Genomic DNA, 13,983 nt, shown 5'->3' on the forward strand with positions numbered 1-13,983 from the left:
TTTCATCTGGAGTGGGATGATAAAAAATCATATGGGTTTTGAATTTATATCTTGAGCATCTTTCTTCTCGTAGGAATATATGCTCTGCCAATATCCGGGTTAGCACTTAGCTTAGTTATTGTCTTTATTAGTTCTTCAGAATACATTAAAGACTGATCAACCCCGAACTTTTCGATGGTGCAACGGGCGATATGCCCAATGTCTTGCTTCGCCCTGACACTTAGAATATACTTATTTTCCCGCTTCATATTCTTGTATAGTCTCCATCCATATACCTTCAATAGTTGCATCTGATGGTCCACTTTCAATCCCATCAACCAAGGCATCTTGCAACTCTACGAGTCGCCTTCGCTCCTCTTGATCCTTGCGTACCAAATCTCTTAGGAACTCACTCTCATTCGTATAACCCCCTTTTTCTACCAGGCTTTTTATATATGCATCTTGCTGTTCTGTAAATGTTATAGATTTTCTAACTACACTCATTTCGCACCAAAGTTATTATTATTGATGCAATTTAAGCATTTTGCTGATTTTGGGACAGCCTCATCGTGAAAATCCGTTCCAATGGGTCAGAAATCTTCCCCTCCAGATCCTTCAATCATAATGATACATCTCCTTTAGCCCCAGCTTCCTTCTCGCCTCTTCAGAGGGCTTTGGATTTTTATCCCGCTCTTTGTAGTAATCGGCGCCGTCCCAGTCAAAGGTTGCGTCTGTCTCCCGTGGATCACCCGTAGCAACCAGATAATTGATCAACTGGTTGGACAGACGTTGTTTGATAGACCGGTAGGCTTCGAAGTCGGCAACGTTCTTCATTTGGTAAGGGTCAATGGTTAGGTCATACAGCTCCTCATAAGGACGTTTTCCAAATGCGTCTTCAAATAGAGGTCTGATTTTTGGGTGATCGTGGTGGTTGAGTAAAAAGATTTTGGTGGGGGCTGGATAATGCAACATATGCGCATCGACATCCCCATACAAAGGTGGATCCCCCGCTGGCCAACGATCCGGTTCGTAGTTCCGGATGTACAAGTAGTCCTTGGTGCGCAATGCCCGCCCCGGATACCCTAATCCTTCAGATCGGACGTATGCATGTCGTTCCCGGGCCATGTAGACCTGGTTGCGGTCGTTTGAAATCTGCCCCGATTTTTTGGAATCCAGGATGTCGGCAAAACTTTTGGCGGTCATTTCCTCCGGTGTTTCCAGTCCGGCCCAATCCAAAATCGTTGGAGCCAAATCACTCAAGTTGATAAAATCGGTTACTTTTCGATTGCCTTCGAAGTGACCGGGCCAGGATACGATGAAAGGTATCTTGGTGCCAAAATCGTATAAATTGGCCAATCCCCGGGGCATCTGCCATCCATTGTCGCTGCAGACGATAACGATCGTGTTTTTTCTTTCTCCCCGTTGTTTGAGAAGGTCTAAATATTCAGCGACCTGACGGTCGAAGGACTGTACCTCATCGTAATAATCTCCAATGTCCTCCCGGACCGCTGGTACATCCGGGAGATAAGGGGGCACCTCAATATCTTCCAGATTAACCTGTGCATTTTCCCAGCCATTCTCCGGGTACGGGCGGTGCGGATGACGACTGCTAAACCAGAACATCCAGGGTTCTTCTGAGGCTGTAGAGTCCAAAAACACATCCAATGATTTATACGATGGTCCACCTGGATTGTGCGGCCATCCGGTGGCCGTTGCATCGCCCGGTCCCCAACCTTTGCCTTCGATACCTACCCGGTAGCCTGCTTCTGCTAATAAATCAGGGAATACAACTTCCTCTGGAAAACTGCTCCATAGGTTCGCCGCTTGTTGCAGCCGCCAGATGTCCTGACCGGTAATCATAGCTGCCCGCGCCGGTGAGCACGACGGTGCGGAGCAGAAAGCATTTTCAAACAACACCCCTTCTTTCGCGACCTGATCCATCGCCGGTGTGTGGACCACAGAATCCCCGTAGGCCCCCACATGATTCCAGGACTGATTATCGGACATCAGGATAAGTATATTGGGTCGGGCGGGTTCTTCGGGTTCTGTGTTATCTTGGCCGGTACAGCTTAGAAGTAAAAACAGAAGTACTATGGAAGTTATTCTAATCACGCTTATAACCATTGTCTCTATCTATTTAACCACGCATCCAGAAATTTTTGATCCAATTCATCGCTGTCCCCGTACTCCGCCCGTATGGAATCCAACTTTTGGTGCATCTGTTCCTGTACCTCTACATAGGCCGGATCGTCGTACACGTTGTTCATTTCCCGGGGATCTTCCTGCAGATCGTATAACTCCCATTCATCTACATCATAGTAAAAATGGATGAGCTTGTATCGTTCGGTTGATACCCCATGGTGACGTTTGACCATGTGCTCTGCGGGGTACTCATAGTAGGTGTAGTAGACCGCATCTCGCCACGAGGGATCTTCTCCGCTGACCAAGTCACGGAACGATTCGCCCTGCATTTCTTCTGGTGCTTCTATCCCGGCATAATCCAAAAAGGTCGGTGCAAAGTCCAGATTTTGAACCAATGCATCAGTTTCGGTGCCGGCTTTGATTTCCTTAGGGTATCGCATCAATAGAGGCGTCCGGAACGACTCCTCATACATAAATCGTTTGTCGAACCAGCCGTGTTCACCCAGGTAAAAACCCTGGTCAGAGGTGTAGACGACGATGGTATTCTCCGCGAGGCCGGTTTCATCCAGAAAGTCCAAGAGCTCGCCGACACCATCATCCACCGACTTGATGGTGCGCAGGTAATCCCGAATGTATCGGTTGAATTTCCACTCTGCAAATTCTTTGCCTTTCAAATCGGCTTTTACGAACGCTTCATTTTTGGGATCATACGCCGCTTTCCAGTTTTTGAGTTGATACGCAGACAGTCGCTTAAGCTGACCCGCCAACGCTGTCGTGTCGCCGGTGTACGGATTGACCACGAATTTCATGTCGTGTCCCCAACGCATGTCCCGCACGATTTCCATTTCCTGTTCTTTGGCAGCGCTGCCCCGTCCTTCGTAATCGTCGTAGAAGTTGGCCGGGGGATCAAAGGTGATGTCATCATAAAGCGTGAGGTATTCTTCTGCCGGTTTCCAGTTTCGGTGCGGCGCTTTCTGATGGTATAGCAGGCAAAACGGTTGATCCGGGTTGCGCATTTCTTTGAGCCATTTCAGAGTCTGATCGGTGGTAATATCAGTGACATAGCCCGGGAATCGCTTTCGCTCTCCATTGACGATAAAGTCGGGGTTGTAGTAATGGCCTTGTCCGGGGAGTACCATCGAATAATCAAACCCCTGCGGTAATCCATCGAGGTGAATTTTTCCGATCATAGCCGTCTGGTACCCGTTGGCTTGCAGGACTTTGGGGAAATTGGGCTGGTCCCAGTTAAAGGGCTGAAGATTGTCTACTTTGCCATTGACAAAGCTATGTTTTCCGGTTAACATCACGGCCCGACTGGGTGCGCAAATAGAATTGGTCACGGTCGAACGATTAAATAATATCCCCTCGTCTGCGATCCGGTCAATATTGGGTGTTTCATTGATGCCATGGCCATAAGCACTGATGGCTTGGTACCCATGATCATCGCTCATGATGAAAATAATATTGGGTGGTTCGGGATTTTCTTCCTGTTGATCCGGATTACAAGCCAGAACCAAAAGACCAAGAAACAGCACAAAGTAACGGTAGTTCACAATTCTCTTTTTTTAGATGTAAGTGGTCGGGTCTGGATGACAGAAATACCCGGGCGACGCAATTGTAAATTCAAATATACCGATTTAGTCTGTATTTTTAAATAGCTTGACATGTGGATGACATATTTTGATTTCTGTCAAAATATTTCATTCCGCGTTTAAACCTATGGCGCCATTTCGCATCTAATTAACAAACCGACACATATATTTGAATGTTAAGGTTGCGTTATCAATAAAAGCACTTATGAAAACTCTCCAACCCTTCTCCAGCGACTGGAATCCGGCAAACCTTCGAACCTTATTGAATCGTACGATGATGGGATACAGCAAATCCATGTGGAATGAAGGATCAAAGCTGTCACGCGAGGAGGTGGTTAATACGTTACTGAAGAAACGGTCCGTTCCGGAGCCACCTGTCAATATTGATTTTTCGGACGATCCGTATGTAAAAATAGGAGAGACCTGGGTGAATAAGCCCTATCCACGCAAGAATAAAGAGGCTGTCCGGTTTCGCCGGAATAGTTTGATCTCTTGGGTGATCCATGAGATGACGCGAAAGGATGCCTTGATCTATCCAAAAATGATCCTTTTTTGGCACAATCATTTTCCTATTGCAAAGGTGAATGATCTCCGGTTTGATTATGACTATTACATTTTGCTGCATAAGCATGCGCTGGGCAACTTTAAGCATCTGACCTATGAGATGACCATCCATCCCGCCATGCTAAGGTACTTGAACGGGAATAAAAACACCAGTAGAAATCCCAATGAGAACTTTGCCCGGGAATTGTTGGAACTGTTTACGATCGGAAAAGGCGAATTAGCTGGTGAAGGGGATTATTCGAACTACACCGAACAGGATGTGCAGGCGATTGCCAAATGCCTGACGGGGTGGCGGGACTATGGATATTTCAGCGAGGAGCGAAGTGATATTGGTTCCTTTTTCAGAACGAACAGACATGATAAGTCCACCAAAACATTGTCCGCACGGTTTGACCATGAAAAAATACCCAATCTGGAAGAACAGGAATACCGGCGGGTTATCGATATCATTTTTAGTAAAAAAGAAACGGCCAATTTTATCAGCCGCAAGCTTTTTCGTTGGTTTGTGGGTTCTGATATTGACGAAGAGACCGAAGCCAATGTCATCCAGCCCATGGGGGAGCTCATCTTTGATTCTGGTTACGAAATCAGACCGGCACTTCAGGCCTTGCTGAACAGTCAGGTGCTTTATGACGAAGCATTCTGTGGCTCGATCATAAAATCCCCGCTCGAGTTTCTGCTGCCGCTATATTACCATATTTCATTTGAATTGGATGACCAATCCGAAAAGTACTTCCAAGGCTTCCGGTCTGTTTACTACACAACGAATTTGTTGGGACAGGCTTTTTTCAATATCCCTCAGGTGGCAGGCTGGAAGGCATATTACCAGAGCCCGGCCTGGTATCAGCACTGGATTACGACAACTTCTCTTAGCAACCGAAATGAATATGCCCAGCGTTTGCTAAAAATTAACACCCGGTTTGATGAAAGTCGTTTTGGAGCCAATATGCTTCAACTTTTGGAAGAATTTGAAAAACCCGAAGATCCCACTGAACTGGTTCGGGAATTGACCTTGTTCATGCTGCCGAAGCCACTGAGCGATGAACAAATTATCCAGCTGAAAGAACTATTTATCCCGGGACTACCGGATTATGAATGGACGGTGGAGTACAATCAGTACCTCAATAATCCATCGGATGGAAAGCTGAAACGCTCCCTAAATGACAAGTTGAAGTTTCTGGCTTACAACATTATTTCCTTACCCGATTATCAGGTGATCTAAAAAACACGGATTATGAACAGGCGACAATTTTTACAAAACTTTTCTGCTATAACGCTTCCGGTCGGGCTGGGTCTTCCGGGATTCTCAGGTTTTTGGGGCCCCCGGCTTATGCAAATGGAAACGGATCGGGTACTGATTATTATTCAGCTGATCGGGGGATGTGACGGGCTCAATGCTTTTATCCCCATAGATCAGTACGGTGCTCTCCAGGCGGTCCGTTCCAATATCCTGCCTGATGAAAAAGCTTTTCTTAAAGCGGGGGATAAAAACGGTTTTCATCCAAGCCTGACCGGGTTTCATTCGCTGTTTGAGAAGAATAGAATGACCGTGGTGCAAAATGTGGGGTACCCGTTTCAAAATCGATCCCATTTTCGATCGACCGACATCTGGAATACTGCCTCTCAATCCAATGAATACCTCGATACAGGATGGGTCGGCCGGTATGTCGATCAAATGGCATCCGGAGAACCGGTCGAGTATCCATGGGCCGTAAGTCTGGGCCGGACGGTTTCGGAGACATGTCAGGGCTTAGCCACCAATCATGGTGTTTCCTTAAAAGATCCCACACAGATCAATGAACTTCCCTATGGAGAAGCATATGACTGGGGAGACGGAGCCTTTGCAAAAAACATGAATTTCATCCATTCCACGATAAAAGCCAACAATGTATATGGAGCACTTTTTGAAGAAAAATACAATGCCGGAAAGAGCATGTCTGATAAATATCCGGCCAATAATCCACTGGCAGAACAGCTTCGTACGATCGCCACATTGATGGCGGGTGGGCTGCAAAGTCCTGTCTATACTGTATCGCTCGGGGGGTTTGATACGCATGCTGGTCAGGTCAATGGTGGCAATCCGTTGGAAGGGACGTTTCCAGGATTGTTGCAGACCCTCGGCGATGCGCTGGAAGCATTCTGGGATGATCTGGCATTGCTTGGCCTGGAAGACCGGGTACTGGCAATGACGTATTCCGAATTTGGCCGGAAAATCCGGTCCAATGCGAGTTTTGGAACGGACCATGGAGATGCAGCACCGATGTTTTTATTCGGATCATGCCTTCAGAATTCTATTATCGGAACCAATCCGGTGATCGATCCCGAAGTGAGCCCCAAAGACGGGGTCCCGTATGAAATAGATTTTCGAAATATATATGGTTCCATCCTGAGTGATTGGTTTGCGGTCCCGGCGTCCGATCTACCCACTTTACTTCCAGATCACGCGCCAGAGCACGTGGATCTTTTAAGACCAGGCTGTGGCGTGCGCAGTGCTAAAGAACCTGGGGTGCGAAGTAAGGATTTTTTTGAGGTTGATGTATACCCCAACCCCGCCAGTGGTGAGTTGCTCATCCGGCTGGATGGAATTGAATCAAAAGAGGTCAATGCTCAATTAATTAACCTCCAGGGTAGTCAAATTAAAAAATGGACCCTGTACGGTAGCGGATCGAAAAGCATTGAAAAATCAGTCGATATATCATCTGTTCCCGCAGGAGCCTATGTCCTCCGTGTGCATCAAGCCATTTCGACACAAAGCAAGAAGGTGATCGTTCAATGAAGCAACTACAACTGCTCTACAGCACTATCAATGCAATCATGCAATATTGGAGTGAGCGCACTAACAAGCAGAGGATAATGATCAGCATCCATTTTATCAAATCCACCCCCTGAAGAAACAACCTGTGTAGATTTCAGTCGTTTCTCTGCTTTTATCGTTTCTTCCAGCTTTACAAGCTTATTCCCTTCATTGTCCAATACATTAATGATTACCGTGGATGTAGGTTTTACCTGGCGTGTCAGTTTCCCACCAAGAACATCTAGTGTTGCGCCAACTGAGATCCGAACATCCAGATAATAATCCGTGGTATGCCCCTTTTTATTAGCTTTTTTGATCGCACTTTTTGCAGACATTGGATTGGGGTATCCCTCCTTGAGATAGATGACCCCGCGATCAGTCAATACGGCAATATCTTCAATTTGGACTTGATTATCTGACAACTTATCAGTAAAATACCCATACATTTGATCATACAGGATTTGATACAGCTTCTCTTTATTCTTTTTGAGGATCGCTTCTTCTTTTTTTGTCGAAGCTTCATAGGGGTCCATTTTGTCCAGTATGCCGGTAAAAGTTACACTGAATCTGACAATAGTATTATTGGAATTAGTCAAATCCTGAGAATTCATAGATGTACAGAATAGTAATAACAATATTGATAATAAAATACCTTGTTTCATTTTGTGGTTTTTTACATAATTAAATAGCAGCTTAAATGATGTTAGTTCAGATTTGTTCTAACCTAACTTAATTTCGAATTAAGCATTCAATATACTAAATTAAGTTCTGTTGGTAGATTAATCACAGTTTATTGATATATTTTTTAAAAGAGATACCGAAGTCATCCCTCTTTTAATTGGTGGGTCTTTAAGGTTTAGTCAATAAACTCGTAAGACGTTGAATTTGTCATCTTGTTCTGTACGAAATTACACTTAATGCAACTTGTGTGTATGTTGGTAATATGCAGGCTGTTTGAATTCTTCTCCACAAATACCCAAGCCATTACAACCATACCCTGTACCCGTGAAAGCATAGAATTAGAAACTGCATTAGAGAAGAGCAGTGCAAATAAGTCGAAAAGTCTTTGTTAACTTTTCTTATATTTGAAAAATACATAAACATCTTCTATGGGTATCGAGAAAAACGAACGACGAGAGTTTATAAAAAAGGCCACCTTAGCCGGGGTTGGCGCTTCGTTGCCATTCTCGTCGACCACCATTTCAAGTGGTGAAAAACGATCCAAAGTAATTTCTATCGAAAACGGGAAGCCTGGCTCAGATGACTGGCAACTCACCCGGGTGCGGCCTGACCAATCCGGTCAGCGCATGCCCTGGATCGAAGGGTATTGTTCTCGGCAAAGTGTTCGGGCCGGAGAGACCATCGATATCATGGTCTCCACCGATCCGGTCCGGGAATTCACGGTAGAGATTTTTCGAACCGGTTACTATGATGGAAAAGGCGCCCGGTTAATGAAAAAACTGGGTCCGTTCCAGGGCGTCATTCAAAAGACGCCTGAACCGGGCGAAAAAAACATTCATGAATGTCAGTGGGATCCGGCCTTGAGTGTAGAAATCGAAGAAGATTGGGTCAGTGGCGTATATCTGGGGCGACTGAGCACGGTACAGACCGATGCTTCGGACGCGTATTGGCAGAGCTATGTTGTTTTTATCGTTAAAGACGATCGGCCAGCCGATGTACTATTTCAGTGCTCGGACAATACCTGGCAAGCCTACAATCGATGGCCCGATAAATACTCTGTCTATACAGACCCCAAAGGGATTCAAGGGCCCTGGGCAAAAGTCAGCTTCGACCGACCCTATGGCCGTCAGTCCCAGTACAATGCGATAGTCAATGATCCCCTGTCTTTTGGATCCGGCGAGTATTTATCCTTCGAATTTCCCATGGCGTACTTCCTGGAAAAGCACGGTTACGATGTGACCTATTGTTCCAATAGCGATCTGGTTACACCGGATCGCGGATTGAAATGCAAAGCCTTTTTGAGTGTCGGCCACGATGAATATTGGGATATCCGCCAATATCGCAGCGTGGAGAAAATGAGAGATCAGGGGATCAACTTATTATTTTTTTCCGGTAATTCTGTGTGTTGGGTATCTCCATTTACCCCCAATAGCAGCGGAAAAGAGAACCGGACGCTATTTCGTGGCGGACCCTATGGCGGTGATTACAAATACGCTGTGCTGAGAGAAGAACGACACGGCCCGTTTCCTGAGCGAGGGCCCGATGAAGGGTATTTGATGGGCGTGCGAAACATTAGTCCGGTGAACGGTGGGGGTGATTGGGTGATCACGAACCCGGATCATTGGATTTTTGATAAAACGAAAATTCGGAAAGGAGATGGCATCCCTGGATTGGTGGGGTGGGAATACCATGGGGATCCGCCGGACATACCCGGTCTGGAAGTTGTGGCCTCTGGAACCGCCTGGCAGGGTGGTGACAATCCACAAACCTGGTCTGCCGTCCTTTACCCCGGTCCCAAAAATAATTTTGTATTCAATGCCTCCACTATATTTTGGTGCCAGGGATTGAGCCGGCCACCCGGGCACACCTTGCCCTGGTCCCATTTTAGCCGTCCGCACGGGCCGGATGAACGGGTGCAGCAAATCACACACAATCTTTTGAATCGGTCTATAAAATAAATCGGTCTTGGATGGATTTTACACAAAGACCTTCCAAGAATAAATCGTTGATAATGTTGATTATAAGAGCAAATAATAGGTGTTGTGTTGAATAGTGTCGGTTTGACTATTCACCCGTTTTAGCGGTGATTAATTTTCAATTTCCTACATTGGGAGAATAATAGAGCATATGAAAAATAGAAAACGCACAGAGCCAGTAAATTCTCATTTTAAGGTGCGGTATATACCCTCCGCCTTGGTCCTAATTATACTGATCCTTTTTGTGTCAGCGTGTACGTCACCGGAACCTCCAAATAATGGTTTTAATGTACCGGAAGGATTCACCATAGAGCCTGTGGTAGATTCCAGTTTGATTGCTTATCCGTTTTTTGCCAGCTTTGATCCGGATGGTCGACTGTTTGTTTTTGAATCTACAGAGGCCAATGAGATGAGTACCGAAGATATGCTTGCTGAACCGTCCTACCAGGTTCGTCTGCTTACAGACACGGACCAGGACGGAATTTTTGATGAATCGACGGTTTATGCGGATAAGATTCCTTTTCCGATGGGGGGTACATTTCACGATGGCAGTCTGTATGTCGTGGCTTCTCCGGATTTGTTAAAATTGACGGATACGAACGGGGATGGGATAGCAGATGAACGAGAGGTTGTACTCACAGGTTGGACCCTAAATGTGAATGGAGCTATTCTTAGCGGTCCGTTTATGGGGCCGGATGGCCGATTCTACATGGCGGGGGCACGACGGGGATTTGATGTCACTTCGCAGGAAGGGGTTCGGTTTCAGGGCAAAGGTGCCCGAATCTGGCGCTGTCTTCCGGATGGGAGTGAATTGGAGTGGCTGAGCGGTGGTGGGTTTGATAACAGTATAGAAATTGATTTTATGCCTTCCGGGGATCCCATCGGCACCATGACCTACTTCCGGGATCCGGCGGATGGCCAGCGGGATGCTTTAATGCATTGGGTAAAGGGAGGCGTTTATCCCAAACCACAGGCTGTGATTGCGGAAGATAAACTAAAGCTGACCGGTGATCTCATGCCGGTGGTGACGAAAATGCCCCGGGTGGCTCCTTCGGGGATTGTCCGGTTTCGGGGAGATCAGTGGGGGTCGGATTATGAGGGGGCGTGGTTTAGTGCTATTTTTAATACGGGTCAAATTTTGCGTCATAACATTCGTCCGGAAGGAAGTTCTTACGTTTCCGAGGAAGAAACCTTTTTGTCAGCCAACTTACCGGATATTCATCCAACCGATGTCCTTCAAGATGGAAATGGAAATATGCTGGTCGTCGTGACGGGTGGTTGGTTTATCAAGGGGTGTCCTTTGTCCCGGGTTGCCAAGCCGAATGTGCCGGGTGGCATATATCGGATCAAGAAAAATGGTACGCCTGAAAAGAAGGATCCCTGGGGCACCACTATCGCATTTTCAGAAATGACCCCGGAGGAAACGCTCACATTTGTCGAAGATGATCGACCCCTGGTTCGAAAAAAGGCACTGGAACATTTGATAGCGCTGGGTGGTACATCAACGGAAAGCTTGTCCACTCTATATGAATCTGAAGATGAATTAGTACGGCTGGAGGCAATTTATGCACTGCATCGGATCGGTACGGAAAAAGGAAACGAACGGGTTCGCTCCGGATTGTTGGATGCCAAGGCCGAGGTTCGTACAGCGGCCGCCCGCTTAAGCGGATTAGCTAAAGATCAGCAGGCTGTTTCCACGTTGATGAATCTTGTAGTGACCGACCCTTCTCTGCCTGTTCGTCGTCAGGCAGCCACTGCGCTTGGTCAGATTGGAGATGCTGAATCTGTGCCTGCCTTGATTGAAGCTTCTGTGAATGCTGAAGATCGTTTTTTGCTGCATGCTATACGGTATGCGCTGATTACGTTGAATCAAACCGATCCTATGGTTTCAGCATTGAACCACACTTCTTCTTCGGTCCGAATAACAGCCTTGATGGTTTTGGATCAGCTGGATGACTCACCGCTGACCAAAGAACAAGTTCGCCCGTTTTTGGATAGTGAAGAGAAACCACTGCAAGAAGCGGGGATATGGGTCACCCGGCATCACAGTGAATGGTCTTCGATGGTCACCGATTATCTGAAAGGGAGATTGAATGCAAAAACGCTCAGTGAAGAAGAATTGGATGATTTGAAAAATCTAATGATTTCCTTTTGCGGAGATTCTGAAATGCAATCGTATATACGTCAGACACTGACCCGGTCGTCTTCCTCGGAGCCCGTTCGGCTGGCGCTGCTCGGTGTGATGAGGCAATGCGCCGGATCGGTACCGCAAGAATGGATTGTCAGTCTGGGGAAACAGCTGCAATCATCTTCAGAAGTGGTACGGTCCACCGCTTTGAGTGTGATAGAGACTCGTCAAATCGAGGAATTGGAGCCCGAATTAACGAACTTATTAGCCTCCTCCGCACAGGAACCTGCATTGTATCTTAAAGTCCTCAACGCCCGATTGACCAGCCAGCCTGAGTTGTCCGAAAAGGAGTTTGGCCAGGTTCAGTCCTATATGGACTCTACCTTTTCGATGCCCGTTCGACGATCGGCCATACAGGTTATGGACCGGGCTTCATTGAACGAGGATCAGCTGGTTCTATTGGCTAAATCCAGTTTGCCGGAAGCAGATGAAGTAGTATTTCCAGGATTAGTACGTGTTTTTGAGAAAGATTCTACCGCAGAGATCGGTGAGTTGGTGGTGGGGTCTCTTTTGAAACAACAGGATTTGTTGGGTGCGCTCTCAGAACAGGATTTGACCAACGTATTGAAGGGGTATCCCACTTCGGTGCAGCAATCTGCAGAACCACTGATGGAAACATTGCGTCAACAAAATGCGAACCGGTTGAGTCAACTGCATGCGATGGAAGAAGGATTGGTTAAGGGAGATGTTGGGCGGGGTCGGGATTTGTTTTTTGGAAAAGCGATTTGTTCCACCTGCCATGCCATCGGACAGGATGGCGATGATTTCGGACCGGACCTCACCAATATTGGCGCCATTCGTTCGAAGCATGATCTGTTGGAAGCTATTGCCTTCCCGAGTGTCAGTTTTGCCCGGGAATATGAAACTTATGTCATAAAAACAGCGGAGCGAACCTATACCGGGGTGTTGAAAGAATCCTTGGCGGAAGATGTGGTCGTTGTCAAAACGGCGCCGGGTCAGGAAATCCGGATTGCGAGGGAAGATATACTTTCTATGGAGCCCGGAGACCTATCTTTGATGCCCCCCGGACTGGATCAGGCGCTTTCGAATCAGGAACTTTCCGATCTAATCGCATTTATGGAAGCACTACCCTATACGGTGGACCGGCTGCTGGAGTTGTCAGAGTAAGACGCTTGGAGCGTTTGACTTATACCATTTGAATTCGTAATTGCCGCATATATTCCGAAATATACTTCGATTCTCTTCGTCAAAATACGTGGTGTAACTCCAGCTATACCTCCGTTTTTTTCCTCGAAAATCTTTACAAAATCTTATACGGCATGATCAAATACAAATGGTATTAGACCGTAGGGAATTAAATCCTCGATACTATATTGCCCGTTGATCTCTCAGATTTTCGCAGAGTTTGTGCCGCATACGCTGCGTAACACAGCACGTACTATAGCGATATTTACTAACCAAACTGTACTCCATCGAATAAACCTATGGCAACAGGCGGGTGAGTACTATTGGGGTCAGATGATAAATAGTTAAATGAAGCTGGCTGCTCTATCTCTCCAAACTAATGATCATCAAAATGGCCGCCGATCGCAAAAATATAAATCGTCTTCTCGTCAAATCGATAAATCAATCTATCCTTTGCATTGAGCCGTCGCAACCATAATCCGGAATATTCTCCTTTCAACATTTCCGGTTTCCCAGTACCTTCCCATGGATTACTTCTTTGCATCTCGACAAGGATTTTTAACAGTTTTATATGCAACTTCTTGTTCTTTTGTCGAAGCTTTTCATATTCCTGAAATGACCTGTTATGAAAGGCTATTGATCTCATCTGTCATGCTGGATGGTGCTGGAAAAAATTTTCCTTCTTCAAAGTCCTTCAATCCTTTCTCGATTTGCTCTACAAGATTTTCATTCATCTGGATATACTCTGTTTCATCGAGTTTAGGATCCCATGGCAACCCTTTCTTAAAAATCACCATCCGGTAAAACATGTTGATTGCTACAGATCGGCTTATACCAAGGGTAGTCAGTATTTCCTCTGCATCACCTAGTACTTCCGGATCCACTCGGGTGGTAATTATTTTGCCAGCCATTGTTCTATTA

At 46.3% G+C, this 13,983-nt stretch carries 11 protein-coding genes; 4 read left to right on the top strand and 7 right to left on the bottom strand.

The window, feature by feature from the left end; genetic code table 11:
• Window positions 1-44 precede the first annotated feature (44 nt).
• From KUV50_RS19760 to KUV50_RS10965, 4 genes are all read right to left on the bottom strand, one after another.
• Window positions 45-326 (bottom strand): type II toxin-antitoxin system RelE/ParE family toxin, encoded by a 282-nt coding sequence (locus tag KUV50_RS19760; protein WP_410000044.1) that lies wholly within the window; start codon window positions 324-326, stop codon window positions 45-47.
• Complete coding sequence (locus KUV50_RS10955; RefSeq protein WP_222580187.1) at window positions 232-483, bottom strand: type II toxin-antitoxin system ParD family antitoxin; 252 nt, start codon at window positions 481-483, stop codon at window positions 232-234. The genes KUV50_RS19760 and KUV50_RS10955 overlap by 95 nt, the downstream gene beginning before the upstream one ends.
• A 111-nt stretch (window positions 484-594) precedes the next feature.
• Complete coding sequence (locus KUV50_RS10960) at window positions 595-2,091, bottom strand: sulfatase (RefSeq protein ID WP_222580188.1); 1,497 nt, start codon at window positions 2,089-2,091, stop codon at window positions 595-597.
• A 17-nt stretch (window positions 2,092-2,108) separates the two neighbouring features.
• A complete protein-coding gene (locus KUV50_RS10965; protein WP_222580189.1) occupies window positions 2,109-3,674 on the bottom strand; it encodes a sulfatase in 1,566 nt (521 codons plus the stop codon).
• Between the two features lie 244 nt (window positions 3,675-3,918).
• Between KUV50_RS10965 and KUV50_RS10970 the strand changes: the two genes are divergently transcribed.
• Window positions 3,919-5,499: a DUF1800 family protein gene (locus KUV50_RS10970; protein ID WP_222580190.1), complete on the top strand. Its 1,581-nt coding sequence runs from the start codon at window positions 3,919-3,921 to the stop codon at window positions 5,497-5,499.
• 12 nt (window positions 5,500-5,511) lie between these two features.
• Entirely contained in the window at window positions 5,512-7,053 is a 1,542-nt protein-coding gene (locus KUV50_RS10975) for a DUF1501 domain-containing protein (RefSeq protein ID WP_222580191.1), read from the top strand.
• A gap of 5 nt (window positions 7,054-7,058) precedes the next feature.
• Here KUV50_RS10975 and KUV50_RS10980 read toward each other — a convergent pair whose 3' ends face one another.
• Complete coding sequence (locus tag KUV50_RS10980; protein WP_222580192.1) at window positions 7,059-7,733, bottom strand: hypothetical protein; 675 nt, start codon at window positions 7,731-7,733, stop codon at window positions 7,059-7,061.
• A gap of 447 nt (window positions 7,734-8,180) precedes the next feature.
• Between KUV50_RS10980 and KUV50_RS10985 the strand changes: the two genes are divergently transcribed.
• Complete coding sequence (locus KUV50_RS10985) at window positions 8,181-9,710, top strand: N,N-dimethylformamidase beta subunit family domain-containing protein (protein ID WP_222580193.1); 1,530 nt, start codon at window positions 8,181-8,183, stop codon at window positions 9,708-9,710.
• 169 nt (window positions 9,711-9,879) lie between these two features.
• Window positions 9,880-13,044, top strand: a complete 3,165-nt coding sequence (locus tag KUV50_RS10990) for a HEAT repeat domain-containing protein (protein ID WP_222580194.1) — start codon at window positions 9,880-9,882, stop codon at window positions 13,042-13,044.
• Window positions 13,045-13,438: 394 nt separating this feature from the next.
• Here KUV50_RS10990 and KUV50_RS10995 read toward each other — a convergent pair whose 3' ends face one another.
• Both KUV50_RS10995 and KUV50_RS11000 read right to left on the bottom strand, forming a co-directional pair.
• Window positions 13,439-13,708 (bottom strand): Txe/YoeB family addiction module toxin, encoded by a 270-nt coding sequence (locus KUV50_RS10995; RefSeq protein ID WP_222580195.1) that lies wholly within the window; start codon window positions 13,706-13,708, stop codon window positions 13,439-13,441.
• Window positions 13,686-13,973 carry a type II toxin-antitoxin system RelB/DinJ family antitoxin gene (locus tag KUV50_RS11000; RefSeq protein ID WP_222580196.1) on the bottom strand — a complete coding sequence of 96 codons (288 nt, stop codon included), beginning with the start codon at window positions 13,971-13,973 and terminating at the stop codon, window positions 13,686-13,688. The genes KUV50_RS10995 and KUV50_RS11000 overlap by 23 nt, the downstream gene beginning before the upstream one ends.
• Window positions 13,974-13,983: the final 10 nt, after the last annotated feature.

The organism is Membranihabitans marinus, assembly GCF_019802045.1.
In the GTDB taxonomy this organism is placed as follows: Bacteria; Bacteroidota; Bacteroidia; order Chitinophagales; family Saprospiraceae; genus Membranihabitans; species Membranihabitans marinus_A.